This is a genomic window from Clostridium sp. CM74B_53 (assembly GCF_036318045.1).
Taxonomy (GTDB): Bacteria; Bacillota; Clostridia; order Lachnospirales; family Lachnospiraceae; genus Pilosibacter.
In genome coordinates, this window is record NZ_JAWQDE010000003.1 from 147,078 (window position 1) to 173,773 (window position 26,696).

Sequence of the window (26,696 nt, forward strand, 5' to 3'; positions counted from 1 at the left end):
ATCCAATTTTCTGCCTGTCAAATTTCCTTAGAACTGCACGATCTCCTTGATCTCCTCCGCCGGCTCAACGCTCTCCGCGTAGAGGACCGGTCCGACGCCGTCGTAGTCCTGCCAGAACTCGTAAGCGATCTTCGCGCGGACTTTGACCCACTGCTTTGTCTCAAGGTTTCTCGCCTCACGCGCCTTGCAGATGAAGCCCAGGAATGTCATATCCGCCTCGCAGCATGTCATCGCCATACGGCCCGGAACAAAGTAGTTCTTCGGGAATTCCGGGGATTTTAATACCATTCCGGTAAACTCCACGACCTTTCCCTCGTAGCGGTCTTTCTTATCCAGCGCATCGATATACCAGATACCGAAATCCTTCGGATCGATCTTGATCACGTCCGCCTTCATATCGTACGGAAGATCCTCTTCCAGGACTTCCTGCTCGATCTCGCCTTCCGCGTCCTCGAAGATCAGCTCTGCCTGCGGGTTTAACGCCTTTAATCCGCGGCGGTAGCGGGTGATGTTCTCGTCGCTGACTTCATCGCAGCGGTTCATGATCACAAGCTCGGAGTGTTTGACAAGAAGCGCAAGGAGCGGCTTCATGTTGTTCAGATAAAGATCAAAGGTAGAACCGTCAATGATCGTGATCTGCTGGAAGAGCTCCCAGGTATCCGGCAGCTGCAGCTGATCCTGCGGCCACATTCCGTTCCACTCGATGAGGACACGGTCCGGGTCATAGAGCGCTTCGATCCGGCCGTAGAAGTCTTCATCCATCTCGGAGACATCTTCAACCGTCACGATCTTCGTTCTTGTCTTCTTTAAGATCTCCTTATCATACTCCGTATCTCCCTCTTCGCAGAGGATCAGGACTGTTGTTCCGTCGGCCTGGAAATAGTCCTGCTGTAAGGTATTTGTGATAAACTGGGTCTTTCCTGCTTCCAGAAAGCCATTGATGACAAATACCGGCATTTTTTCCTGCTGTTTCAATGCTTTATTCTCCTATCTGATTGTATGACAGAAGCTTTTCGCGAGATCCTGATGACGCAAAAAGCTCCTGTCGTTTTTATTTCCTGTAATCGTAACTGTTCAGTGCTCTCACAGCTACGGGCATTCTTTCATATCCGTGTCCGGCACATGCCCGACACTGCGCATTCGTCTCTTAAGCCTCGAATGCTTTCTTTAACTCGTCTTCCTTTAAGTTGGAACCGATCACGCACACTTTACCTGTGTAGATCGGAGCGCCTGTGCGGACTTCCGTCTCCTCCGGAACGAGATCAAAGTAGTACCAGGTTCCGTCTGCATCCGGGAGCATTCCCTTTGCACGGAGAACCTGACCGTATTTCTCGGAATGAGCAAGCTCCTGTAACAGGGACTCAAGTTTCTCCTTTGTGATCGTGCGGTTTGTCTCAAGACCCCAGCTTGTGAATACCTCATCGGCATCATGGTCATGGTGGTGATGGTGATGATGACCGCAGCCGCACTCGCCGTCATGATGATGATGCTCGTGCTCATCCTCGTCGTCATCATCGTCATGGTGATGATGGTGATGACCGCAGCCGCACTCCTCGTCATCGTCATGGTGATGGTGGTGCTCATGCTCGTCCTCATCGTCATCATCGTCGTGATGATGGTGATGACCGCAGCCGCACTCCTCGTCATCGTCATGGTGATGGTGGTGCTCATGCTCGTCCTCGTCGTCATCGTCGTCATGGTGATGATGGTGGTGGCCACAGCAGCACTCCTCGTCATCGTCATGATGGTGGTGATGACCTTCTTTTACTTCCTCAAGAAGCTTCTCAGCCATATCATCGGTCGGTTTCTCGATGATCGCAAGAAGCTGCTCACCAGTCAGCTTGTCGATCGGAGTTGTCACGATCGCTGCCTTCGGGTTCTTCTCACGGATCATCTCAACGCACTGTGCAACCTTGTCAGCGTCAGCGACATCGGTGCGGCTTAAAACGATCGTTCCGGCGCTCTCGATCTGGTTGTTGAAGAACTCACCGAAGTTCTTCATGTACATCTTGCACTTCTGTGCGTCAACAACCGTAACAGAACCGTTTAATACAACGTCGATCTCGCCTGCAACGTCGCATACTGCCTTCATGACATCAGAAAGTTTGCCGACGCCGGACGGCTCGATAATGACACGGTCCGGTGTATATTTTGTGAGGACTTCATTTAAGGAACGTCCGAAATCACCAACTAAGGAACAGCAGATGCATCCGGAGTTCATCTCACGGATCTCAATTCCGGAATCCTTTAAAAATCCGCCGTCGATTCCGATCTCACCAAATTCATTCTCGATCAGGACTACTTTCTCACCCGCGATCGCTTCTTTCAGAAGCTTCTTTATAAATGTTGTTTTTCCGGCTCCGAGGAAACCGGAGATAATATCGATCTTTGTCATAATGACACCTCTTTCTTGTCACCTGTGCCATGTTTCTGTAGTTCTGACAGGTCTGTTTTCCGGTGTTTCTTCTCATCCGCAGACCGGAACACATGCCGCAGTTTTCAGATCACTGCGAATCCGTCTTCTCATAGCACTTTCATTTTTCGTTACCATTTACTAACTTTAACACATTTTCCCGCAAAGTCAAGTACTGCCGCTTTCCTTTGTTTTTCGGAAAGCGGCAGTATCTGAGATTTTTTCTCATTATGAAGTTTTCCGCAGATCTGCGCATCTGTCTGCGCTGACCGGAAGAAAGCATATCTTTCTTACCGCACCTTCTGCTTCAGGATCTGAACGATGCAGAACACCCCGAACATCACGAGATTGACGACCACCACACTCGCTCCTGCCGGGATCGAATATACATAGGAAAGAACGAGTCCGATGAAGAAACACACCACCGACACGACGCCGGAGGAAACGACCACACCGAAAAAGCTCTTAAAGATCCGCATGGAGGTCAGCGCCGGGAAGATCACAAGACTCGAGATCAGCATGGCGCCCATCATCCGCATTCCGAGGACGATCGTGATCGCAGTAAGGACCGCGATCAGAAGGTTATAGGCCGACACGCGCACGCCGGTCGCCTTTGCGAAGCTCTCGTCGAACGTCACTGCAAAGACCTTATTATAACAGATCACAAACATTCCGAGGACGATCACGGAGAGCACCACGCTCAGATACATGTCCTCACGGCTCATGGCGAGGATACTTCCGAACATGTAGCTGCTCACATCGGTCGTCATTCCCGTTGTCAGGGAGGTCACGATAATACCGATCGCCAGGGATCCTGCAGAGATCATCGCGATCGCCGCGTCACTCTTGATCTTTCCGTTTCCCGTGATCCGAAGGAGCAGGACCGCTGCGGCTGCGACGACCGGGATCGACACCGCGAGAGGCGCCCAGTTAAACGCCACTGCGATCGATAAGGCACCGAACGATACATGGGACAGTCCGTCACCGATCATCGAATACCGTTTTAATACAAGGCTGACGCCTAAAAGCGACGCGCACAGAGAGATACAGATCCCGCCGATCATCGCGCGCACCAGAAACGGATAGGAAAACATTTCCTGTAAAAGTCCCATTTAGCTCTCACCTCCGAGGAATTCTCTTCCAAATTCCGATTTTTTATACTCTTCCACAGTCCCGTAGAACTGGACTGTCTGTTTCAACTGTAAGATCTTGTTCGCCTGAGTCACGATGTTCCCGATATCATGGGAGACCATCAGGACTGCGACCTTTTCATCTCTGTTCAGATGGCGGATCACCGCATAGAAATCCTGGGTCGATGCCGGATCGAGACCGGTGATCGGCTCGTCTAAGATCAGGAGCTTGTCGGTCGCGCAGAGCGCTCTCGCGATCAGTGTTCTCTGCTTCTGGCCGCCGGAGAGATCCCGGTAGCAGCTTTTTTTCAGATCCGTGATCCCGAGCTTTTCCATGTTGATCTGTGCGATCTTCCGCTCCGCCGCAGAATAGAACGGGCGGTTTCCGCGCTTTCCGAGACAGCCGGAAAGTACGACCTCCTGGACCGTTGCCGGGAAATCCTTCTGCGCCGGCGTCTGCTGCGGGAGATATCCGATGCCGGACCGTTTTAACTCGTCCGCGATCGTGAGGACTCCCCCGGTCGGCTTTAAGAGCCCTAAAAGGCCCTTCATCAGCGTACTCTTTCCGGATCCGTTCTCACCGACGATGCAGAGATAATCCCCGGGAACGATCTCCATGGACACGTCCTTCACCACATCGTAATTTTCATATCCAAAGTCCACATGTTCACATTTTAATAAAGGCTGGTTCATCGATAAAGTCCTTCCCGTAAATTCACAACATTCTGTTCCATCAGCTGCAGATAGGTAACGCCGCTCTCAAATTCTCTCCTCGTCACGTTGTGGCAGGAGTGGAATAATAACGGCTTCGCTCCGGTCTCCTCACTGATGATCTCCGCCACCCGGTGGCTGGAAAGCTCCAGATAGTAGACCGCCGGGATCTGTTCCTCCCGCACTTTGTCGATCAGATAAGCGATCGTCTTCGCGCTCGGCTCCGTGTCGGACGAACAGCCGGAAAACGCTGCCCGGTAGCGGAGTCCGTAGGTGTCCGCAAAATAGCGGAGTGGGAACTTATCCGCCATGACGATCAGGTCAAGATCCGCACCGTCCACGACATCCCGGAATTCCTGGTCGAGATTCTTCAGCTTCCCGAGGTAATCCGCCTCATTCGCCCGGAAAACCGCCGCATCCGCCGGATCCATCTCCTCCAGCGTATCCGCGATCACCTGCGTGATCTTCATGGCATTCACCGGAGACGTCCAGATATGCTCGTCATACTCGATCTCGTAGGCATGGTCGTCGTCCGCATGGTCATGGTCCTCCGTATCGTGGTCATGATCTGCATGGTCCTCCGTATCGTGGTCATGATCTGCATGGTCACCGTCTTCCTCGTCATGATGCGCATGATCATGTCCATGATCGTCGCCGGAATCTTCCATTCCTTCCACGATTTCCTCCTGAACGACATCGACATAGTCCATCATCGTGATGACCTTCAGGTCCGGGGCATCCAGGGATCCGAGCACCTGTGTCACCCACTGTTCCATCGTTCCGCCGTTGCAGATCAGAAGATCCGCATTCTGGATCAGTCGGATATCTGCAGGCGTTGGTTCAAACGAATGGCTGTCCTGACCGGCAGGGATCACCATGGAAAGATCCACGACGTCACCGGCGATCTGTCTTGCGAAATCATAATACGGAAACAAGGTCGTCACAACCTTCAGCTTCCCGTCTTCTGGAGTTCCCACATTCCCGTGTGTGTCCCTGACAGAAGCGCACCCGGTCAGGGAACCAAAAAGAAACATCGCTGCAATGAGCCATGCTTCCACCCGTTTTCGTCTTGTTTTCTTAAAATATTTCAATCTGTCTCCTCCGGTATCATCACCCGACTATCTCTTTTAAGATATCCTGCGGCTTTTCAAGCAGAAATTCCGGATGAAATGCGGCAAGTTCCTCACGCCCCCGGAATCCCCAGAGAACTCCAACGGTCGTCATCTTCGCATTCTTTCCAGTTTTCATATCCGTGTTCGTGTCACCAAAATACAGGCACTCCGACGGATCTGCACCGCAGAGTTTCGCCGCCTTCAGCGCCCCTGACGGATCCGGCTTCTTCGGGACACCTTCCTGCTCCCCGATCACCGTGTCGAAATAGTTTGTTCCGAACACGTATTCCACCGTCTTTTTCGCCTGAGCGTCCGGCTTATTGGACACGACCGCGATCTTAAGACCGAGTTCCTTCGCTCTCGCCGTGAGCTCCATGATCCCATCGTAAGGATGCATCTCATAGTTACAGTATTTTCCGAAAATCTCCATATATACAGGTAAGATTGCCTCGTAATGCGCTTCGTCCGTATCTCCGCAGGCGGCCAGAGAACGCTTCATCTGCATCTTATATCCATCCCCGACGATCGTCTTCATCTGAGTCTCCGTCAGAGGACCGAGCCCGAACTTCTCAAGAGCGAGGTTCGTGCAGTAGGTCAGCGCATGGATCGAATTTACCAGTGTTCCATCGAGATCAAAGATCAGACACTTATATTTCATATCTGCCTCCATCAACGCAAAAGTGAATCCAAAAAGGCGGTCCGTCCGCCCTTATTCCGGGCAGAAAATTCCATAAAACCGCCGGTTTCATCGAAATTGTGTCATCCACAAAACTGTGCCACTCATTTTATCACAAACCCGAAAACTTGACAACACTTTTCTATTTCCCTTTTTTCTCATATTTTCACTCCAATATCACGTGGAATTCCATGTTCAGAAAACGTTACAGGATTGTACGAAATTTTCAGTTCACGAAATTTCTCACTATGACAAAGCAACCCCAAAATTTCCTGCCTGTGAGAGCTCCCGCCGCATTTTTGCCGCCTTTTCACTCTCTATTTGTCGCTATTTTGCCACTTTTTATTGACTCTTTTCTGTTTCCATATTAGGATATAGATAAGTTCGTAGAAAAAACGGCAGATTTCATATTTTTTATATGCAGTCTGATACCGGAAAAGGAAATCCCAGGAGGTATTTTTCATGAAAAAGATCTGTATCGCAGCTCTCGCTGCAACTCTGGCACTCGGAACAATGATCACAGCACAGGCTGCTGACACAACAGAGCCGACTTATCCTAAACAGTACCGCAGTGTAAACGGCGGTCGTCTCCGCGGCTTAAAATCCCCGGCTGGCGGTGCGTGGGAAGAACTCGCTGACGGCACCTGGAAATATCATTTCGCAGAAGGTCTCGAAGCAACTGACTACTGGCTGGAGATCGACGGAACCTGGTACTATTTCGGTCATGACAACATCATGCAGACCGGCTGGGTAAAAGATGACGGCAACTGGTACTACATGGACCTTGAGACCGGCGCCCTCTTTACCGGATGGCATGAGATCGGCGGCAAATGGTACTACTTCCATGAGGAAGGCGACGGATTCAAGGGAACTCTCATGGTTGACTGTGTAACTCCGGATGGACACACGGTTGATGTAAATGGAGCTCTTGTAGAATAAAAAAAGGAAAAAATTGATCAAAACCGCTTATGGATCCGGAAATCCTTAAGCGGTTTTTTCATGTTATAATTATGAATTCAACCGGTATCCCGCTCCCCAGACCGTCTCGAGGATCTTCGGATTTCTCGCATCGTCCTCGATCTTCTCCCGGATCCTGTTCACATGGACTGACACAGTCGCCGCGTCCGAGACGTAATCGTATCCCCAGACTGCCTCAAAGAGACGATTCTTTGAAAATACGGCATTCGGATTCTGCGCCATGAACCTCAGAAGCTCAAACTCAGCGACATTCCCGGCTTTTTCTCCATGGTTCTCCCTCTTTCATAACTTCCCGACCGGAATTTCCGGGCCGGAATCTCTTCGTGCCTCTCGGGCCGCCGCTGCCATCTCTGTCAGTTTTGAAGCGGCTGCCCCGCAGAGGATTCCAATGACAGCCCCGGCCAATACATCCGTCGGATAATGGACATACAGATACAGTCTCGAAAATGCGATCAGGCATGCGACGGCCCCAAAAGCCACACCTGTTTTTCTCTTCTTCATAAACCAGGCGGCTGACGCTGCAGCAAAGGATACCGCCGTATGTCCAGACGGAAACGAATAATCTTCCGGTCTCGGGATCAAAAGGATTCTCGCCGGATCTGAAGTAAACGGACGCGGTCTTGCGACCAGAGGTTTCAGAATCACATTGCAGCTCAGTACCTCAAAGACCAGTGCTGTCAGAATGCAGATTCCAAATGTTCTCGTCTTTTTATATAAAGTAAAAACAAGTCCTGCCGCGATCCAGAAGATGCCGCCGTTCCCGAGAGCGGTGACTGCAGGCATAATCTGATCCATAAGATCCGACTGAAATACCGACTGGATCCCGTTTAAGATATCAAACTCCCATCCCATACTGCTTTCCTCTCTTTCTGAATATGATCTGATGCTGCATGATCCAGCTGAACAGGAACATGGTACATTCCGTCATGACCTTTGCCACGTAGAGAGGAATTCCTCCCCTCACAAGGATCCCGAGGATCATGCTGTCCAGGATCAGATTTCCGGCTGCCAGCGCTGCATATTCAAGAAATGACTCCCGACTCTCTCCGGTCCGGAACACCAGGCGGCAGTTCATTTCATAATTATACACGGCGCTGAACATTCTTGCAAACAGATTAGCCGCGTAAATTCTTAAAGGGGATCGCAGACTTTTTTACTCGTACCGCAGCGCGTCGATCGGATCCGCCTTTGCGGCCTTCGATGCCGGATAGATTCCAAAGAAAATTCCGACAACCGCCGAAAATGACACTGCAAGAATGATGATCCCCGGCCGGATCACGACCGGGAGTCCAAACGCGGCACCTCCCGCCGTCACAACGGTCACGGCAAGTACGACGCCGATGATCCCGCCCAGGGCGGACAGGATCGCCGACTCCGTGAGGAACTGGATCAGGACATCCCTGGTCCTCGCGCCCAGCGCTTTCCGGATCCCGATCTCCCGGGTCCTCTCCGTGACGGACACCAGCATGATGTTCATGATCCCGATCCCGCCGACGATCAGGGAGATCGCCGCGATCCCGCCGACCGCCATGGAAAGTCCTCCCATCATGCTGTCAATGCTTCCCATCTCATCCGCCACCGTGTTCGTATAGAAATCTCCTGCGTTCCGCCCTTTTAATTTTCCGAGATAGGCGGTCAGGCGGGACATGAGATCCACCATATCGGTTCCTTCTTTTGCATATAAGCGGCAGTAATAAAACGTATCATTCGGCCAGGTGAGCAACGTGTACGGAATGTATGCGGACCCTGTATCGCTGGAACCGCCCATCAGCAGTTTCTGAAACGCGCTCATCTCCTTTTTATAGACGCCGACTACGGTATAGAGGTCCGTGTCCCCGTAGATCGTCGTCCGGAATGTCTTCCCGACCGCATCCTCCGTTCCAAAAAGTTTTCCGGCGCTCTCCGCCTCCATCACCACGTTTTTCTTTCTTCCAAGGATATCACTCTCGTTTAAATACCGTCCGGCAACCATCGTCACCGGCTGTACTTCCTGATAATCCCGGTCGACTCCCTGAAGATCAAATTTCATGGAAGTCCGACCCACGCGGACATCCGGACTCACACTCGCATAACTGTCGATATATGCGATCTCGTCTGCAAACACTTCCCGGATCTTCTCCAGGTCATCCAATGTGAAATAATCGCTGTCCCGCACGTCCTCGACCCAGTATCCGATCGACACGACTGCCTGCGTCGTTCCCGCATCCTTGTAGAGATCCGCAAACAGTCCCCGCATGGTGTCTCCGATGGAGACGATCGAGATGACGGAGCCGATCCCGATGATGATGCCGAGCATCGTCAGAAAGGAACGCATCTTGTTCGCCATGATGGCATGGAACGCCATGACCATATTTTCCCCTAACATGAACTCACCCCGCTCTCTGTTCCGGCTGCCTCCCGGAAATGTCGGTAGAGGCCCTTCATGTGGAGTTCCCCGCTCCCCTTTGTCGGATTCTCATTGATCTCATCTTTGATGATCTGTCCGTCGGAAAAGTGGATGATCCTATCCGTGAAGGCGGCAATGTTTTCCTCGTGGGTGACCACGATCACCGTGGCTCCAGCCTTGTGGAGCTCCGCAAAGATCTCCATGATCTCGATCGATGCCGCCGTGTCGAGGTTTCCCGTCGGCTCATCCGCGAGGATCAGCGGCGGTTCGTTTGCGAGAGCTCTGGCGATCGCCACGCGCTGTCTCTGTCCGCCGGACATCTCGTTCGGCATGTGACCGGCACGTGCGCCAAGTCCCACACAATCTAAAAGTTCCATGGCACGCTCCGTCCGTTTTTTCTTCGGGATCCTCGCATAAGTCATCGGCAGCTCCACATTTTTTAATGCCGATGTGCGTGAGATCAGATTGAAAGACTGGAATACGAAACCGATCTTTTTGTTTCTCACCGCCGAGAGTTCATCCGGCGACAGCGCCGCCGTGTCAATCCCATCCAGATAGTAATGACCGAGTGTCGGGCGGTCGAGACAGCCCAGAATGTTCATCAGGGTGGATTTTCCCGATCCGGAATGGCCCATGATCGCCACAAATTCCCCGCGGCGGATCGTCAGGTTGATCTTTTTTAATCCCAGGACCCGGATCGCGCCCGTGTCATAGATCTTCACGAGATTTTCCAGGCGGATCAGCTCGTCCGTCACATTTTCCGTAAGCCAGGCAGCTCCTCTCCATTTTTCAAACATCTCTTATTCCCCCTGTTTTGCCGCTGAATTGACAGCCATTCCTTCCGGATACTGCTCTCCCGGCTCCGCGATCAGAAGCGAATTTTCGTCCAGCGCATGGCCCTCCTGCGGGATGATCTCCGCCTCCACATCTCCTTCCACGCCGATGGTGACCGGAACCCAGGAGACGACCCCGTCCGTGAGCTTCTGGACATAAGCTGCCCCGTCTTTCTCCATGACTGCCGACACAGGGACTGTCAGGGCGTTTTCCGATTCCTCCAGCACGATCGAAGCGCGGGCGGTGATCCCGGCGATCAGCTTCGTATCGCTGTCCGTGATCCGAATCGTTGTCGGGATGACGCGTTCGGTAGAACCGCCGCCTTTTTCCTCTCCGGTCGGGGAGATCGAGTCGACAACCCCGTGGACCGTTGCGCCATTTAAAATGTCCGCTGATATCTCCGCCTCCTGTCCGAGTGCGACTTTTCCGATCGAATATTCGCTGACTTTGATCTCAAGTTCCAGCTGGTCGAGGTTTTCGATCACGAACAGCGGGGCGTCGTTCTCCATCTTGTCGGCAAAGCGTCCGACTTTCGTATTTACGCGGACCACGGTGCCGTCGATCGGCGCTTTCAGCACGGTGTCCTCCAGGGATTCCGTCGCTTTCTCGTAGTCATATTTTGCCTTTTCGATCTGGAGGCGGTAGGAATCGTCCGCGACGGCTGTCCCATTCTTCACGGTATAGGAGTCCCGCTCGCGTTTCGCGTCATTGAGTCCGTTTTCCGCGGTCTCAAGGTCTACTTTCGGCACGCTGCCGCCATCATAGAGTGCTTTTGTCCGGTCGTAGTTCGCCTGTGCGGTATTTAGGTCCTGTATGGCTTTCGCGTAGCCGTTTCGTGCTTCTTTGTCTTTCTCCGCGCAGGTGCTCACTGCGAGATCGTAATCGTTTTTTGCGATATCTGCCGTTTTTCTTACATCGGAGTCATCGAGGACTGCCAGTGTCTGTCCTTTTGTGACTTTGTCCCCTTCTTTTACCGGGATCTCCAGGATCTCCGCATGGAGGTTGGAAACGACGTCCACGCTGTCGGTCCCGGATACCGGGCCGGTGACGGAGAGGCGGTTCTGGATCGTTTTTCTCACAGGGTTTACGGTGTCCACCACCGGGACCATGTCTTTTCCGCCGCCGAGGATCTTTCCGGCTGCGATCCCAAGGACCAGGATGACGGCTGCCGAAACGGCGATCTTCTTTTTCTTTCCACCTTTTTTCTTTTTTGGTTCTTTTTTTCCGCTCATCAGAGCTTCCAGTTCCTGATCGAACTCATCAGGTGAGATTTTTTCTTCACTGCTCATGGTTTACTCCCTTGGTGTTTGTGTTGTTTTTTATACTAAGGAGTAGTATAGCAGGGAAAGCTTGCGTTTTTTGGACTTCTGTCTTTCGGTTTTCTTGCGGAATTTTTACGGTTTTGGGGGATTGGCGAGGGGGACGCGCAGGCCACCCACCAGGCGCGGGTGCCGGGATTTTCGGAGCGGTTCCTCTAGGCTTGCGAAAGAATGCTAAGGGCGGAGGTGCGGGGACACAACTCGCTTCGCTCAGACAAGTGTCCCCGCACCTCCAACGCATTCTTTTGCAAGCCAAGAGGAAGCCAGGCCCCGCAAATATGCACCCGTGCCTGGTGGGTGGTCTGCGCTGGCGGTGGACAAAAGGAAAGATTGATGGATAACGGTTCACGTGTGCAGATATGGATTCATATTTTATAATAAATACTGTTTGTGAGGTGTCCATGACTCCGAAGTTGGAAGTGAATGGGGTGGATTTCTCCTATCATACGTTGGAGGGAGAGACGAAGGCCCTTTCTGATATATCGTTTCATGTGAACAGTGGGGAGTTTCTTTGTATTGTCGGGCCGTCGGGGTGTGGGAAGTCTACGCTGCTTTCGCTGCTTTCCGGGCTTCTGGCGCCGGAGCGGGGGGAGATCCTTCTGGATGGGATCCCGGTCGCGAAGGGATCGTCCGGGATCGGGTATATGCTGCAGCGTGATCATCTGTTTGAGTGGCGCACGATTTTTTCAAATGCTTCTCTCGGGCTTGAGGTTCAGGGGAAGTGTGATCCCGGGCATATCGGGCGGCTGAGAGAGCTTCTTGATGCGTATGGGCTTCAGTATTTTTATGACGCAAGGCCGTCCGAGCTTTCCGGCGGCATGCGGCAGCGGGCGGCGTTGATCCGGACACTGGCGCTGGAGCCGGATCTTCTGCTTCTCGATGAGCCGTTTTCTGCTCTTGATTATCAGACAAGACTCTCCGTCTGTGATGATATCAGCTCGATCATCCGCAGCCGGAAAAAGACGGCGATCCTGATCACGCACGATCTCTCCGAGGCCGTCAGCGCGGCAGACCGGATCCTGGTCCTGACGAGCCGGCCCGGGCGGATCAAGGGGGAGCTTCTGATCCGTTTTCCGGATCATGAGACGAGTCCTTTGAAGCGGCGGAATTATCCGGAGTTTTCTTCTTATTTTAATGAATTGTGGAGGATTCTTGGAAATTCAGGGGAAGGTGATGAAATGGCTTTGGACGGAAATGATCGGAAGTATGGGGGTGTTCCTCTAAAGGATGAAAATGACGGACCGAAATGTGGGATCGGAGGTGGAGCGGATGAAATTTCATGATATCGCTTCTTTTCTTTTTTTCCGGCGGCGGGGTGCGATCCCCACAGAAGCACTCTCCGTCTCTCCCGCCCAGCATCGCTATCTGGAACAGGAACGGCGGATCCGCAGACAGATTTTTGCCTGCCGGGTCTTGTTTCTGATCCTGTTCCTTGTTTCCTGGGAAGTCAGTGCCCGCATCGGGATCCTGAATGATTTTATTTTCAGTTCTCCGTCCCGCGTGCTCTCCTGTTTTCTTTCCATGGCGGCGGACCGGACGATCTTTTATCACACGGGGATCACGATTCTTGAGACGATGCTCAGCTTTTTTCTCGTGACATGCATCGGGATCTTCGGTGCGGTGGCGCTCTGGTCCAGCAGGCGGCTGGCAAAGATCCTGGAGCCGTATCTTGTCATGCTGAACAGCCTGCCGAAGTCCGCCCTCGCCCCGGTCCTCATCGTCTGGCTCGGCAACAACATGAAAACGATCATCACGGCGGCCGTCTCCGTGGCGGTCTTCGGCTCGATCTTAACGCTCTACAACGGCTTTCTCTCCATGGACCCGGATCAGATCCGGCTGATCTATACGCTCGGAGGGAAGCAGAAAGATGTCCTCACAAAGGTCCTGCTGCCAGGTTCTGTCCCTCTCATCATCAGCAACATGAAGGTCAACATCGGTCTCTGTCTCGTCGGCGTCATCATCGGGGAATTTCTCTCCGCGCAGGCAGGCCTCGGCTTTCTCATCATCTACGGCAGCCAGGTCTTCAAACTGGACCTCGTGATCATGTCTATCGTGATCCTGTGTGTGCTGTCGGCGGTGCTGTATCAGGCGGTGACAATGCTGGAGAAAAGGTGTGTGCGGCATCATTAAGTCGAATGTACGCAACATTTAACGCAGGAATTTCCTGTCAAACAAGCAAAAACACGATTCGCGAGTTTCCCCTTGTTATCGCGACAGTCGCCAAGGTCTCGCGCAAGCGCGGACTTTGGCTCGTTGTCCGCGTAAATAAAAAGACAGCACACGTACTCCTTCCATGTCGACAATCAGAGTTCTGTGTGCTGTCTGTAATTTATTACGTAACTGTTCAGTACCCTCACACCTACAGGAACCTCCCCCGGAGCTTCCCTTCGGATGCATGGCAAGTTACGAGCAAAAATCCATTCCAGATCGGCTTCGCCGATGGGATTTTTGCCTTCCGTCCCATGTTTTATTACGGTCAGCGCAGCAAGTGCGCAGACCTACTGAATAGTTACTTTATTACTTTTTGATTTTCTTAATCCAGGGACTCCCGGTAGAATCCTCCGTAGAAGTTCTCCGTCTTAAATACGTTGATGATCACATGCTCATCCACATCCTGGATCAGCTGGACGATATCGTTGATCTCATAGGAAGAGATCACGGTGTGGAGCAGATACATCTTTTTGTGGCTGTAACCGCCGATCGCTTCCACACAGGAAATTCCGTGGTGGTACTGGCTGACGTACTTTTTCATGATCTCCTCCGCCTTCTCGGTCGTGATCTGTAAGGTCACGCGGTCGTAGCGGTGATGGAAGGTGGAGATCATCTTTGTGGAAATGAACTGGAACAGGATCGAATAACCTGCATATTTCCATCCGAACATGTGTCCAAAGATCACAAGGATGCAGACATTTCCCATGAACACGTAATTCCAGATCGACTTTCCTGTCTTATTTGAGACATAAAGTGCGATAAAGTCGGTACCGCCGGTCGATGCATTTCCTTTCAGTGCGAGAACAACAGAGAGTCCATAAAGAACACCTCCGAAGATCACATTCAGGGTCAGGTCATCAAACAACGGGGTATAATGGCAGACTTTTAAGAAAAAGCTGGCGAAAAATACCTGTAAAAGTGAAAATACGGTAAATTTCACGTTAATGCTGCGGCAGCACATGAGTGCGACCGGGAGATTCAGGACAACTAACGCCAGGGAAGTCGATACGGAAAATCCGTACAGCTCGGTAATTCGGTCGATCAGGATCGCAAGTCCTGTAAATCCGCTGGACAAAAGTCCCGCCGGACGGATAAACGCCAGGATCACATAGGACTGCAAAAGGGCAGATGCCAGAACTGCCACAAAAGAAATCGCACAGCGGAATGCGAAATTTTTCCGCATCCCGCGCACCTTTTTCGTTACATCATTCCACGAACTCATAAGTGGGGTACTCCTTTTTCATACTTTAGATTTTCATGATAACAGGGTCACATGTTTCTCAACATATCGCAGAAAACCTGTCTCCCGGATATTTCTGTGGAATCATTTTTTCATGCCAGACCTCTGTCTATCTGCCGCTTTTTCATGGGGTTTTGAAAAACAGCATTCATAACTTTATCATGTTTTTTCCCCTTGTCAATCCATCCCGGAAAAAACAAGAAAAAAACAGCCGGAGACAAGCTCCGGCTTAAGAATGTTAAAATTTATACTCTTTTGTTTCCAGATCTATACAATTATGTTATAGTTCTCATCTCTGCTCTGTTAAAAGTTCCTTTAACCGGTCGTTCAGCTCAGTCTGATCAGACATTCCTGCATCTTTTCAGTCTCCTCAGCTCTTCTTCTGCGGACAATTCTCCCCGATTGCCGTGAGATACCGGTTGCACGCGTCCTTCATACACGCGATCAGAGGCTTTTGCGTCAGCGCAAAATACCGCTCCCGGATCTCCTTCTCGATCGACGGAATATCCGTCTTTAAACTTTTTCCGACAAACATCGATGCCACAAACCGCTTTGTCACATCCAGGATCGTATTGCAGTCCAGCTCCAAAATTTTTCCAGTCTCCCGCTCCACGATCAGACTGATATAAAATTCCCCGTGCAGATTGTAGATCGCATCCTCTTTGCTCGGCTTCGCCTGGCCGACCACGAGGATCGTGTTCCTGTTCTCCATAATGTATTCCCCTTTTCCCAAAACTCTGTACTTCCATTGATCAACTTATAACCTTACTGCGTTACAGTACACGGGCACTCCATGCCCGCGCACTGTAACAGGATTTTGCCGATGCTTCGCATTCCAAATCGGCAAAATCTGCGGCCATAACAGTATCATACGGAATTTTCAGTTCAGAAAATTCCTACCCATAAAAAGTAACTTTACTGCTTATTATACCACCGGAATTTCCCTTTTTCCATTGACATTTCCACCCATTTCCACTAAACTAAAGATACAAAAACAGATTCTTTTATTTATCGGGACTCCTGCCCGGATGCTCCCACCGTAAATAAGAGCCATGAATCTTCCAACAAGGGGATCAGTGGCTTTTTTTGTTGCCCTGATACGAAAAAAGCATTCTCCTTCTCATCACATTCGCGCTGCCGCAAAAGCCCCGGACCGTCCCAGGCGATCCCATCTCCGCTTCCCTGCAGCCCGATCATCAATTGGAGGATATGAACATGACATTCTTTAAAGATCTGGATACCATTATGAAACAGGACTTCGGAAACCGCGGACTCTTAAAAGCACTGCCGGACAACCCGATCCGCGAAACACTTGAAACACTCTCCACTGCCCGCCGCGTGATCCTTCTCACCGGTTTCCCGGTCCGCCTTGAAGACGGAACCTATGTAGGCGAGACAGACGGACCTCTCGGCATCGCCGATATCGCCGCCGCCCTGACAGCACTCGGCGTCTCCGTCCTCGTGATCACCGACGAACCCGCCTTCTCCATCGTGAGCGACGTCGTCTGCTACCGCGCACCTAAAGCAAAACTCATGATGCTGCCAAAAACAGACACCGAAGACTTCATCCGAAGCTGCATCAAAAACTTCTCCCCGACCCACTTCATCTCCTTAGAACGCCCAGGAAAAGCCGCCAATGGCCACTATCACAGCATGCGCGGTGAAGTCCTCGACGACATGATCACCGACTCCGCCCTCTTCCTCTCCGAGGCAAAAAAAGCCGAAGCAGTCACGATCTCCATCGGTGACGGCGGAAACGAAATGGGAATGGGAACATACCGGAATGTGATCGAGACATTTGTCCCGTTCGGAGATAAGATCTGCACCGCCGAAGCCGCCGATCTCACACTCGCAAGCGGCGTCTCCAACTGGTGGGGCATCGGCATCGCCGCCCTCTGCTCCCTCCTCGCCGAGAAGAGCCTGCTCCCGACCCGCGCCGAAGAGACCGAATCTCTCCGTCTCGCCGTAGCCGCAGGCAGCGTCGACGGCTGCACCCGAAAAAATGAAATGACCGTAGACCACCTCGATCTCGAGACACACCTCGGAATCCTCGACTCCGTCGATGAAATCCTCAAAAAAGAACTGGGCCTCTGTGCGATCGCCTAAGCCAGGATTGCACACAGTCCAGTACCAGATATCAGAAATCTTCAAAACATACCGCATCTGACATCACCACTATCCAGGATCGCACAGCGCAGCGCCTGCGATCCCCACCCAGCACAGCCAATTTCAGCGCCGGCCGGCCTCCGGATCCGGGTGCCTGATTTCAGGGGCTTGGCTTCCTCTTGGCTCGCGGGAGAATGCGTTGGAGGAGATGGGACACTTGTTTGAGCGCAGCGAGTTGTGTCCCATCTTCTCCGCCCTTAGCATTCTTCCGCAAGTCTAGAGGAACCGCCCCTAAAATCCCGAGTGCCCGGAGCCGGAGGCCGACCGGCGCGTACCTTTCGCCATCAATTTCATATTGACATCCCCACCCCCATTCATTATAATAGCTATAAATAATACGAATACCACATATGAAAGGGGGTTATGTTCCTGCGGTCCCTGACAGGACGGCGGTATTTTCATGGAACAACATCTGTCACAATACAAAATCTTCTACGAGGTAGCCCGCTGCGGCAACATCTCCCGGGCTGCCAAAGAACTCTACATCAGCCAGCCCGCCATCAGCAAAGCCATCAGCAAACTTGAAGAAAGCCTCGGAACCAGACTCTTCAACCGAAACTCCCGCGGAGTCCAGCTCACAAGAGAAGGAACCATCCTCTTCCAGCATGTGAACACAGCCTTCGACTCCATCGGTCACGGCGAACGCGAACTCAAACGGATCCATGACTTCCATATCGGAAACTTAAAGATCGGCGTCAGCAACACCCTGTGTAAATACGTCCTCCTCCCCTACTTAAAAGGATTTATCGGAAAATATCCACATGTAAACATCGCCATCGAGAGCCAGTCCACCTACCAGACACTCGACATGCTCGATGCCAGAAAGATCGATATCGGCCTTGTCGCTGAGCCAAAAAACAGAAAAGGACTCCACTTCCAGCCCCTGATGGAGATCAGCGACATCTTCGTCTGTACGCCTGCCTACCTGGAGAATCTTCATTTAAGAGAAGGAAACGACCCGGATATCTTTAAGACCGGAAATATCATGCTCTTAAACCGCTCCAACATGAGCCGGAAACACGTCGATGCCTACCTGTCCGACAATCAGATCGAGATCAACCAGATCCTCGAGACGACTGACATGGAACTCCTCATCGAGTTCTCCCGGATCGGACTCGGGATCGGCTGCGTCATCAAAGACTTCATCGAAGATGATCTGAAAAACGGTACGCTTATCGAGATCCCGCTTGATATCCCGATTCCGAAACGCGTGATCGGATTCTGTTATCATCCACAGGATGTTCCTGATACCCTGCGAGAATTTCTGGAATTCTGCCGGACATTCCGCAAAGCCTGATCCATCTGTCTTTTTAGCAGAAAATTTCTGTTGCAAAAAGCCGGAAACTGAATTTCTCGTACAGTCTGAAATTCAGTCTCCGGCTTTTTTTCAATTTACAACCTGCCATCGATTCTTTCTGCAGGATCCCCATCAGGATCACACTTGATCCGATATTCCCATATCCCTAATTTTCGTCGTGATACCCGGTCGCCTCATAGAACTTCTCGAGACTTCCGTACTTGAACACCATCTTAAGCTCACTTCCAATGCTGTTCATCATCGTCTCATCCGGGATCTCATCGCGGTGGTACCAGCCAGCCTCGGAGAGCTCGTCCTCCTGAAGCTTGATCTTGTCCGGTCCATCGAGCTCCGCGAAGAATCCGATCATCTCCGTGTCGGAGAATGCCCACGGCTGGCTCTTATAATAGCGGATATTTTTGACCTTCAGGCCAACTTCCTCCATGACCTCGCGGTGGATCGTCTCCTCAAAACTCTCTCCGATCTCTACAAAACCGGCGATCAGCGCATATCCGCGGTACGGATTGTTGTTCACACGGTATCTGGACATCAGGAGACGGTCCCCATCGGAAATCGCAACGATCACAGCCGGGGAGATCTTCGGATACTCAGTCTGTCCGCACTCCGGGCATACCAGCGCGCGCTCGGTCTTGCTGTTTTCCATCAGGTGACCGCAGCATCCGCAGTACTTTCTGCTCTCCTTAAAGCGGTGAAGCTGGGTAGCAGTGATCCCTGCGAACGCCTGGTACATCGGATGCATCTTCCGATATGCCGCTGTCGGGCAGAGCTCATATGCGTCGGAGACATGTTCCGGCATCTCTGTCACATAATAATAATGATTTCCATCGATCGCGAACAGATAGTACGCGTTCTCTTTCAGCGCTTCTTTGTCTTCCTGGAAATCAGAAAACTTCGGAATCTCATGATTCTCCTCAGCTGTTTTTCTCAAAAGTGTCTTGCTCTTCTTGATAAAGAGGACAAAGTCCTCATCCTGCGCCTTCGGCTGTCCGTAAGTCAGATCAAATTTATGTGGGGCGATTTCCTGGATCATTCTTTCTCTCCTATTCATTAATATAAGTTTCCGCTCTCTGCTCTGTACACAGCTTTCCTCGTTTTTCTCAGACGGAAACCATGAAATTTTCATGCTGCAGTACACGGACACACTCTGTCCGCAAAAATTACCGCATCGTTTTTATGATACGCCGCCCCCGCCCTTTTGTCAATCCGGCAAAATCCGCTAAGATCAGCAAAACTCTTCCCCCGGCACGGCAACCTATGAGATCTATGTTGACGAACATTTTTATTTGTCGTATAATGCCAGACAGTATGCCTTTTTCAGGAATCCTGACTGCCAAAGTACAAACTTTCGGCAGTCTTTCCACATTTGTAACTGTTCAGTACCTTCACACCTACTGGAATCTCCCCCGGAGCTTCCCTTCGGATGCATGGCAAGCTATGAGCAAAAATCCATTCCAGATCGCTGCGCCGATGGAATTTTTCCCTCAAGTCAAGGCTTTCTTACGGTCAGCGCAGCAACTGCGCAGACCTGCTGAATCGTTACCTACATTTTTTCTTTTCTGAAAACAGGCAGGGATGTATGTATGAAAGGAGTCATGTTCTATGGCAACAGAAAACAAGATGGGAGTCATGCCGCTAAACCGGCTTCTGATCTCCATGTCCGTGCCGATGATGATCTCGATGCTCGTCCAGGCACTTTATAACATTGTCGACAGTATGTTCGTCGCACAGCTCAGTGAAAATGCCCTGACCGCCGTATCCCTGGCGTTCCCGGCCCAGAACCTGATGATCGCCGTTGCGACCGGAACCGGCGTCGGTGTCAACGCCGCCCTCTCGAGAAACCTTGGGGAAAAGAACTTTGAACGCGCCAACAAGATTGCGGATCACGCTCTGTTCCTTGCTGCATTGAGCTATGTCGTATTTGCACTCTTCGGCCTCTGCTTTGCAAGACAGTTCTTCTGTCTCCAGACCGATATCGAGGAGATCGTGGATCTCGGAACTACTTATTTAAGAGTCTGCACGATCGCTTCCTTCGGACTTTTCATGGAGATCGCCTGTGAGCGTCTCTTACAGTCCACCGGAAAAACGATCTACTCCATGTACACCCAGGGTCTCGGCGCGATCATCAACATCGTTCTGGATCCGATCCTGATCTTCGGTTATTTCGGAGCGCCTGCTCTCGGCATCGCGGGTGCGGCCGGCGCTACCGTGATCGGGCAGATCATCGCCTTTTGTCTCGGTTTCTTCTTTAACAAGACGAGAAACCATGAGATTACGATCTCTCTCCGTGACTTTAAACCAAACAGCGAGATCATCAGCCATATTTATGCAGTCGGTATTCCGTCCATCATCATGGCATCCATCGGAAGTGTCATGACCTTCGGAATGAACAAGATCCTCATCGCATTCTCCTCCACGGCGACTGCGGTGTTCGGCATCTACTTTAAGCTCCAGAGCTTCGTGTTCATGCCGGTCTTCGGTCTGAACAACGGAACGGTCCCGATCATCGCCTACAACTACGGCGCCGGAAAGCCGGACCGCATCATGGGAACCCTGAAGCTCGCTGCCATGTATGCCGTAACGATCATGCTGATCGGTTTAGCGGTCGTTCAGCTCATACCGGATAAGCTCCTAATGATCTTCAGCGCCTCCGACACCATGCTCTCCATCGGCATCCCGGCACTCCGGACCATCTCCCTGAGCTTCCTGTTCGCCGGATTCTCCATCGTCTGCTCTTCCATGTTTCAGGCGCTTGGTCACGGCATGCTGAGCTTATGGATCTCCGTGTTCCGTCAGCTGGTCGTTCTTCTCCCGGTCGCATTTGTTTTTGCGAAACTCGGAGGACTTCACGTCGTATGGTTCGCATTCCCGATCGCCGAAGTTTTCGCGATCATTTTCAGTGCAGTCTGCCTCGGCTATGTGTATCGGAAAGAAATCCTTCCGTTAAAGGCACGTCAGGAAAAGTAACCGGAGCGGAGCAGCTCAGGCTCCAATGTGTAAAACATTTTAAAATAACATCATTTATATTTTTCAGAGGTGGAAAACAGATTCCCTGCAGACCATTTTCCCGGTTCCTGTCCGGGGATAAGACAGTCCTGCCGGATTCCTGTTTTCCATCTTTTTTGTCTTTATTTCCCACTGCATCTGAAAAATGTGCATTTTCTGTCTTTCCCGCTGTAAGCTGTACCTCTCCCCGGATCCACTGCCCTGATATTTTTTCATAAAATTTCTCATTTTAACCTTTTAGTTCAAGACAAACCAGAAATTTTATAGTATGATAGACCTGCCTGCAGAACAAAGGCTTCAGATCTTCACACCGGCCGGCAAGGATCCGCCGTCCGTTTCCCTTGAAAATATATTGAATACTTTCCCATCCGGCTGCCGGCAGCGTTTTTTATGTCCGACAGTTGATATTGATCTGTTCTGATTGGAAATATGGAGGATAAGATTGAAAGTATGAAAAATCTGTCGAAAAAACTGACCGGAAAAAAGATCCGGGATGAAATGCGAAAAAGAAAAATGACCGTGCGGGATCTCCAGGACGCGCTGGAACTGGACAGTCCCCAGTCGATCTATAAATGGCTCCGGGGGGAATCCTTTCCTTCCCTCCCGAATATGCTGGTACTCGGTGAATTATTTCAGGTTCCGCTGGAAACACTCCTGATCCGTGAGGACGGAAGTCCCGCCTACCACCGCATCTTTGACGGCGGTTTTCCGTACCATATCGGTCTTCTCTTCCAGGAAAAAGACGATTTTTCCTCAAAAAGACGATCGAAAGCACGTTCAGATCTGTTTGCGGGAAATTACTACACAAAAGCTTTTACTCATTCTCAGGAACATCCGGATCCAGAAGTGCCTCATAACTGACGTTTAAGACCTTTGCGAAATAACGCAGCTCAATATCGGTCACAAACCGCTTCCCGCTCTCGATCCTCTGGATCGCATTCTTATCGAGATCCAGTCCCTTGAGCTGGAGCATGTCCGCCAGATGCTTCTGCGATACATCCGTCATCGCACAGCGAAGCTCATGAATTTTGATCCCGCAGATATTGTTCCTGCCGGATATTGTTTTATTTTTATACATATAATAACACTCCTTGTTTGGCATTCACTGATTGTCACTCCAAACAATATATGTTATTATTGAAACACCGATGACATTCAGTGAATGTCATCGGTGGAAATTATTGGATTATCATCATGAAAAATAATCCTGCTGCCGTTTCCGGAGCAGGTTTCTCAATTCCCAAATATATTTAAAGGAGGATGTCTTTATGGAAATCACAAACGAACTGAAGCAGGATCTCTCCACGCTGGAATCCGCATGCGGAAATTTTCTCGAAAAATATGAATCCGTACTCACAAGCGCTCTGAATAAACTGGAAATGTCCGCCGAGGAAAGCCTGAAGATCGACCTGATGCTGGAACTCATCACACATCTCTCCTCCGCTCAGTTTGCCGCTTCTTATATGCAGAAAGACGTCGTGAAAGAGGGGATCCTGATCCAGGATCCATCCGGCAGCTTCACTCTTGGCGGAACTCCGCTCCCGCCGATGACCGATATCGAAGTGTATGTCCATGACGATGAACTGGACCAGGATGTCTGGAAACGCGTCTTCATCGGCGGCAGCCCGAAACAGCGGATCTGCGGTCTGAAACACCCGAATCTCACTTCCGGGATCCATGCGCGGATCCGCGGCTGAGAGCTTTTCACTCTTCCGTCTCGATGATATCGCGGATCGTCTGCATCGAAAGATCTACGGACGCGATATCATCCGCGCACTGCTTTAATTCCCCGCTCATCATCGCCGCATGTCCGATCTCCTTTTTATATTTCAGCTGGTGTTCCAGGCTCGCCCAGAAATCCATGGCGATCGTCCGGAGCTGGATCTCCACATAAGTTCCCGCCGTTTTTCCGGTCATTCCTCGAAGGATCAGATGGATCCCGCGATACCCGTTTGGCTTCGGATATGAAATGTAGTCCTTTTCTTTGACCAGTTCATAGTTTTCCTGACTTTTCAGCCATTTTTCCACCCGGAACACATCATCCGCAAAGGAACAGATGACCCGGACTCCCACCGCATCATGGACTTCACAGAGTGCCGACTCCAGTGTCTCCGGCAGCGCTTTCCTCTTTAACTTCTCCATCATGCTCTCCGGCAATTTGATCCTGGAACAGATATACTGGACCGCGTGGAATCCGGATCTTTGATCATCCGGAAATTTCTTCAGCAGCTCCAGCATGTCGGTTCTCACAGTTTCAACACGGCATCTGAGGTCGATCCTACTGAGCTCCCGCACCTTTTTGACCGTTTCTACCGCTCCGACCGATCGAGGAATTTCGCGACCGGCGGCTACGGGATCGGTCTCGCGATCGCAAAAGCCATCGTGAACACGCACCGCGGAAAGATCCAGGCGTCCACGAAGGATGGGAAGTCGCTGACGATCGAGGCGGTGTTTCCGGGATGATGATCAAACAAAAAAGATCCGCCAAAATACCGAAAATTTCTTCCCCCCGGTATCCTGACGGATCTTTTTATGCGATCATGGAACTGTCCCGTTCCTCCGCTCACAGTTTTTCAGATTTCTGCCGCTTTTCTATTCTTTTCCAGCATTTCACTTCATCTTTTTCTTCTCTTCATACTCCCTCAACGCCCGCAGCGCCTCCCCGGACAGCGGGAACAGTACCATGAGGTTGAACACGGTCATCAGTCCGACGCCGACATCGCCGAGGTCCCAGACGACTGTGTAGGCCTGAAGACCGCCGACAAACAGCATGATCAGGGCGAAGATCTTATAAAGAGTCTGATAGCACCAGCGGTTTCCGAAGAGGTATGCCACGTTGGAACGCGCATAGAACAGGATTCCGAGGAATGTCGAGAAACTGAACAATGCCAGCGTGATGGCGATAAAGACCACTCCGAACTCGCCCATATAGTAGCTCATGACTTTCTGGAGAAGGTCCATTCCTGCGAGTCCCATCGTCAGTTCCTCCGGGACAAGCAGCATGATCATCGCCGTGCAGCTGCAGATCACGATCGTATCGATAAATACGCCTAGTGCCTGGACAAGTCCGACCTTTACCGGGTCACTCTCCTCCGCCGCTGCCGCTGCACACGGTGCGGAACCGGAACCGGCCTCGTTGGAGAACAGACCGCGCTTGACTCCGTTCATGAGAACCGCGCCAAAACCGCCCGCTGCGATCTGGCGGAGTCCGAATGCCTCCTCAAAAATCCTCTTGAAAACGCCCGGAACGCTTCCGAGATGCGTCGCGATGATGAACAGGGTGATCACAAAATAACATCCCGCCATGATCGGAACGATCACATCCAGCGCGCGGACCGTTGCATTTTTTCTTAAGACGATCACCGCCGAGAGCACAACAAGAATGACCGTCGTGATCATTGGTGAGATTCCAAATGCATTTTTAAATGCCGATGCCACCGAATTGCTGATGACCTGACTGATCCCACCCCAGCAGATCAGACCGGACAGCGCAAACAAAACGGCAACGACGGAGTGTTTCAATTTCTTTTTTCTCACGCGCTCCGCATAGCTGTGGATATAATAAGCCGGACCGCCGTGATATCCGCCGTAGAGCGGATCTTTTTCTTTGTATAGATGCGCCAGGGTTGCCTCCACAAATGCCGTGGAGGAACCAAAGATCGCCGAGATCCACATCCAGAACACGGCTCCCGCACCGCCCGCAGAGATCGCAGCGACAACTCCGACGAGATTCCCCATTCCCACACGGGTCGCTGTCGACACAAACAAGGTCTGCACCGGTGACAGACCGCCTTCTTCCTTCTTTTTTCCGCCCAGCGCCCGGATCATATCCGGAAACAGCCGGACCGGAAGGAATTTCGTCCGGATCGTAAAATAGATCCCCGTTGGGATCAAAAGCAACACGAGAAGAGGGATTCCGATCCCATTTCCGTTGCCGATCGGGATCGTGAACAGATCTCCCCACAGGAAGCGGTACACCGCTTCGATGACTGCTAACACCATAATTTTCTTTTCTCCTTTTCAGATCGATCTTTCCGGCTGTTCTGTCATTTTCCCTCTTACAGCCGTCGTTCCAGACCGGCACCGACAAAAAGCTTCACCACCACGACGCGCCAGTCTGTTAAATTGTCATGCATTGATTTCTATTATACACATACAAGTGTGTCTCTGTCAAATCCTATCGGTGAAGCAGTTCCGGTGCCATCTCATGGAGCAGATCCGCGAGCGCTTTCGCCGCCCTGGACCGGTATTTTCCTGCCGGCCAGACCAGTGCAAGGTCCAGGAAAATCCCCTCTTTTCCGATCCGCAGATACCGGAATCCATCCCGCATGATCCGGCAGGACCGGTAGGTAAAGGCCAGCGCAACACCTTCCCGCGCAACAGCTGCCGCAAACGCCGCGGAAAGGTATGTATCGAGTCCGAGAGGTTCCACACCTGCTTCCCGCAGAGAATGGCGTGCCGTCCGGCCGAGTACCGTGTTCGGCGGACCTAAAATATATTCATACGGGGCGGTATCCTTCAGATCGATCCACAGTTCTTCCGGATCATTCTCGCATTCGTGTGCATATTTCATGACAGGATGCTCTTTCGTAGTGACGAGCATGATCTCATCCCTCATCAGTTCCTCGAATCCATGCTTGATCCGGACCGGAGGTGCTGCGATCAGTGCGAGATCCAGGATTCCCTCCAGGATCTGGTTTTCCAGATCAATACTGTCCATCTCGCTGATCTCCACATGCACCTTTGGATAACGCTCGTGAAATTTTTTCAGGACCGGCGGCAGCAGATACGTTCCCCGGTAGGTGCTGATCCCAAAGATGATCGTCCCGCCTTTTAAGTTTTCGATATCAGAAGCCTCACTGCGCGCTTCCCGGTACTGCTGCAGGATCTGTCTGGCATGAGAAATAAACGCCTCCCCGGCAGCCGTCAGGCGGACTCCTCTGGCAGTGCGGACAAAAACAGATGTACCGAGATCCTGTTCGATCAGACGGACAGCCTGACTGAGACTTGACTGCGCCATAAACAATTTTTCCGCCGCCCGGGAAATGCTCCCCTCATCGGCAACGGTTACAATGTAATCCAGCTCTTTTAAGTCCATAAAACACCTCCGTCAGATATCGGAATTACCGATACCTGGTATCGTAAATTGTGACTTTCCCCTATATCAAGACTAGTATAAAATATAACCATAGCAAAATC

Annotated in this window: 27 protein-coding genes and 1 pseudogene; 9 read left to right on the forward strand and 19 right to left on the reverse strand. The window is 51.4% G+C overall.

The window, feature by feature from the left end; genetic code table 11:
• Positions 1-27: 27 nt before the first annotated feature.
• The 6 genes from V2546_RS03645 to V2546_RS03670 all read right to left on the reverse strand — a co-directional run bounded on the left by V2546_RS03645 (position 28) and on the right by V2546_RS03670 (position 6,024).
• Positions 28-975 (reverse strand): TIGR03943 family putative permease subunit, encoded by a 948-nt coding sequence (locus V2546_RS03645; protein ID WP_346011260.1) that lies wholly within the window; start codon positions 973-975, stop codon positions 28-30.
• Between the two features lie 172 nt (positions 976-1,147).
• A complete protein-coding gene (locus V2546_RS03650; protein WP_329751578.1) occupies positions 1,148-2,395 on the reverse strand; it encodes a CobW family GTP-binding protein in 1,248 nt (415 codons plus the stop codon).
• 308 nt (positions 2,396-2,703) lie between these two features.
• Positions 2,704-3,525 carry a metal ABC transporter permease gene (locus tag V2546_RS03655; RefSeq protein ID WP_118529516.1) on the reverse strand — a complete coding sequence of 274 codons (822 nt, stop codon included), beginning with the start codon at positions 3,523-3,525 and terminating at the stop codon, positions 2,704-2,706.
• A complete protein-coding gene (locus V2546_RS03660; protein ID WP_118529515.1) occupies positions 3,526-4,236 on the reverse strand; it encodes a metal ABC transporter ATP-binding protein in 711 nt (236 codons plus the stop codon).
• Positions 4,233-5,345, reverse strand: coding sequence for a metal ABC transporter substrate-binding protein (locus V2546_RS03665; protein ID WP_486463556.1), 1,113 nt, complete (start codon positions 5,343-5,345; stop codon positions 4,233-4,235). The genes V2546_RS03660 and V2546_RS03665 overlap by 4 nt, the downstream gene beginning before the upstream one ends.
• A gap of 19 nt (positions 5,346-5,364) precedes the next feature.
• Positions 5,365-6,024, reverse strand: a complete 660-nt coding sequence (locus V2546_RS03670) for an HAD family hydrolase (protein ID WP_118529514.1) — start codon at positions 6,022-6,024, stop codon at positions 5,365-5,367.
• A 480-nt stretch (positions 6,025-6,504) separates the two neighbouring features.
• On the opposite strand from V2546_RS03670, the gene V2546_RS03675 reads away from it, so the two are divergent.
• Positions 6,505-6,981 carry a hypothetical protein gene (locus V2546_RS03675; protein WP_118321592.1) on the forward strand — a complete coding sequence of 159 codons (477 nt, stop codon included), beginning with the start codon at positions 6,505-6,507 and terminating at the stop codon, positions 6,979-6,981.
• A gap of 69 nt (positions 6,982-7,050) precedes the next feature.
• On the opposite strand, the pseudogene V2546_RS03680 reads toward V2546_RS03675, so the two are convergent.
• From V2546_RS03680 to V2546_RS03705, 6 genes and pseudogenes are all read right to left on the reverse strand, one after another.
• Positions 7,051-7,263, reverse strand: a pseudogene (locus tag V2546_RS03680) (winged helix-turn-helix domain-containing protein); the annotation flags it as partial.
• A gap of 39 nt (positions 7,264-7,302) precedes the next feature.
• Positions 7,303-7,872, reverse strand: coding sequence for a phosphatase PAP2 family protein (locus V2546_RS03685; protein WP_142411083.1), 570 nt, complete (start codon positions 7,870-7,872; stop codon positions 7,303-7,305).
• Positions 7,856-8,167, reverse strand: a complete 312-nt coding sequence (locus V2546_RS03690; protein WP_329751627.1) for a GtrA family protein — start codon at positions 8,165-8,167, stop codon at positions 7,856-7,858. The genes V2546_RS03685 and V2546_RS03690 overlap by 17 nt, the downstream gene beginning before the upstream one ends.
• A 6-nt stretch (positions 8,168-8,173) precedes the next feature.
• Positions 8,174-9,385 carry an ABC transporter permease gene (locus V2546_RS03695; RefSeq protein WP_215703162.1) on the reverse strand — a complete coding sequence of 404 codons (1,212 nt, stop codon included), beginning with the start codon at positions 9,383-9,385 and terminating at the stop codon, positions 8,174-8,176.
• Positions 9,379-10,203 carry an ABC transporter ATP-binding protein gene (locus V2546_RS03700; protein ID WP_118299128.1) on the reverse strand — a complete coding sequence of 275 codons (825 nt, stop codon included), beginning with the start codon at positions 10,201-10,203 and terminating at the stop codon, positions 9,379-9,381. The genes V2546_RS03695 and V2546_RS03700 overlap by 7 nt, the downstream gene beginning before the upstream one ends.
• Before the next feature lie 3 nt (positions 10,204-10,206).
• Positions 10,207-11,529, reverse strand: coding sequence for an efflux RND transporter periplasmic adaptor subunit (locus V2546_RS03705; protein WP_329751580.1), 1,323 nt, complete (start codon positions 11,527-11,529; stop codon positions 10,207-10,209).
• Positions 11,530-11,960: 431 nt separating this feature from the next.
• Here V2546_RS03705 and V2546_RS03710 point away from each other — a divergent pair, with 431 nt between their 5' ends.
• Together V2546_RS03710 and V2546_RS03715 are read left to right on the forward strand one after the other, a co-directional pair.
• Entirely contained in the window at positions 11,961-12,842 is an 882-nt protein-coding gene (locus V2546_RS03710; RefSeq protein ID WP_118299130.1) for an ABC transporter ATP-binding protein, read from the forward strand.
• The gene (locus V2546_RS03715; protein ID WP_118529509.1) at positions 12,829-13,689 is read left to right on the forward strand and encodes an ABC transporter permease; all 861 of its coding nucleotides are present in this window, start codon (positions 12,829-12,831) and stop codon (positions 13,687-13,689) included. The genes V2546_RS03710 and V2546_RS03715 overlap by 14 nt, the downstream gene beginning before the upstream one ends.
• Positions 13,690-14,092: 403 nt before the next feature.
• Here V2546_RS03715 and V2546_RS03720 read toward each other — a convergent pair whose 3' ends face one another.
• Complete coding sequence (locus V2546_RS03720) at positions 14,093-14,992, reverse strand: YitT family protein (protein ID WP_405580336.1); 900 nt, start codon at positions 14,990-14,992, stop codon at positions 14,093-14,095.
• A 388-nt stretch (positions 14,993-15,380) separates the two neighbouring features.
• Complete coding sequence (locus tag V2546_RS03725; protein ID WP_329751581.1) at positions 15,381-15,722, reverse strand: DUF3870 domain-containing protein; 342 nt, start codon at positions 15,720-15,722, stop codon at positions 15,381-15,383.
• A gap of 503 nt (positions 15,723-16,225) precedes the next feature.
• Here V2546_RS03725 and V2546_RS03730 point away from each other — a divergent pair.
• Positions 16,226-17,116, forward strand: coding sequence for a DUF4392 domain-containing protein (locus V2546_RS03730; RefSeq protein WP_329751582.1), 891 nt, complete (start codon positions 16,226-16,228; stop codon positions 17,114-17,116).
• Between the two features lie 460 nt (positions 17,117-17,576).
• Positions 17,577-18,473 (forward strand): LysR family transcriptional regulator, encoded by an 897-nt coding sequence (locus V2546_RS03735; RefSeq protein ID WP_118298492.1) that lies wholly within the window; start codon positions 17,577-17,579, stop codon positions 18,471-18,473.
• 166 nt (positions 18,474-18,639) lie between these two features.
• Here V2546_RS03735 and nudC read toward each other — a convergent pair whose 3' ends face one another.
• A complete protein-coding gene (gene nudC / locus V2546_RS03740; RefSeq protein WP_215703157.1) occupies positions 18,640-19,524 on the reverse strand; it encodes an NAD(+) diphosphatase in 885 nt (294 codons plus the stop codon).
• A gap of 569 nt (positions 19,525-20,093) precedes the next feature.
• Here nudC and V2546_RS03745 point away from each other — a divergent pair.
• On the forward strand, positions 20,094-21,458 hold the full coding sequence (locus V2546_RS03745; RefSeq protein WP_215703156.1) for an MATE family efflux transporter: 1,365 nt from the start codon (positions 20,094-20,096) through the stop codon (positions 21,456-21,458).
• Between the two features lie 489 nt (positions 21,459-21,947).
• A complete protein-coding gene (locus V2546_RS03750; RefSeq protein ID WP_329751584.1) occupies positions 21,948-22,358 on the forward strand; it encodes a helix-turn-helix transcriptional regulator in 411 nt (136 codons plus the stop codon).
• On the opposite strand, the gene V2546_RS03755 is transcribed toward V2546_RS03750, so the two are convergent.
• Positions 22,312-22,575: a helix-turn-helix domain-containing protein gene (locus tag V2546_RS03755; RefSeq protein ID WP_118529503.1), complete on the reverse strand. Its 264-nt coding sequence runs from the start codon at positions 22,573-22,575 to the stop codon at positions 22,312-22,314. The two genes, V2546_RS03750 and V2546_RS03755, sit on opposite strands and share 47 nt — an antisense overlap.
• Positions 22,576-22,765: 190 nt before the next feature.
• Between V2546_RS03755 and V2546_RS03760 the strand changes: the two genes are divergently transcribed.
• Positions 22,766-23,194 (forward strand): hypothetical protein, encoded by a 429-nt coding sequence (locus tag V2546_RS03760; protein ID WP_118529502.1) that lies wholly within the window; start codon positions 22,766-22,768, stop codon positions 23,192-23,194.
• Positions 23,195-23,201: 7 nt separating this feature from the next.
• Here the strand turns inward: V2546_RS03760 and V2546_RS03765 are convergent, their stop codons facing one another.
• Positions 23,202-23,735 (reverse strand): GTP pyrophosphokinase, encoded by a 534-nt coding sequence (locus V2546_RS03765; protein WP_215703155.1) that lies wholly within the window; start codon positions 23,733-23,735, stop codon positions 23,202-23,204.
• On the opposite strand from V2546_RS03765, the gene V2546_RS03770 reads away from it, so the two are divergent.
• On the forward strand, positions 23,700-23,960 hold the full coding sequence (locus V2546_RS03770) for an ATP-binding protein (RefSeq protein ID WP_346011258.1): 261 nt from the start codon (positions 23,700-23,702) through the stop codon (positions 23,958-23,960). The two genes, V2546_RS03765 and V2546_RS03770, sit on opposite strands and share 36 nt — an antisense overlap.
• A 147-nt stretch (positions 23,961-24,107) precedes the next feature.
• Here the strand turns inward: V2546_RS03770 and V2546_RS03775 are convergent, their stop codons facing one another.
• Positions 24,108-25,499, reverse strand: a complete 1,392-nt coding sequence (locus V2546_RS03775) for an alanine/glycine:cation symporter family protein (protein ID WP_215703154.1) — start codon at positions 25,497-25,499, stop codon at positions 24,108-24,110.
• Between the two features lie 175 nt (positions 25,500-25,674).
• Entirely contained in the window at positions 25,675-26,595 is a 921-nt protein-coding gene (locus V2546_RS03780; protein ID WP_215703153.1) for a LysR family transcriptional regulator, read from the reverse strand.
• Positions 26,596-26,696 lie beyond the last annotated feature (101 nt).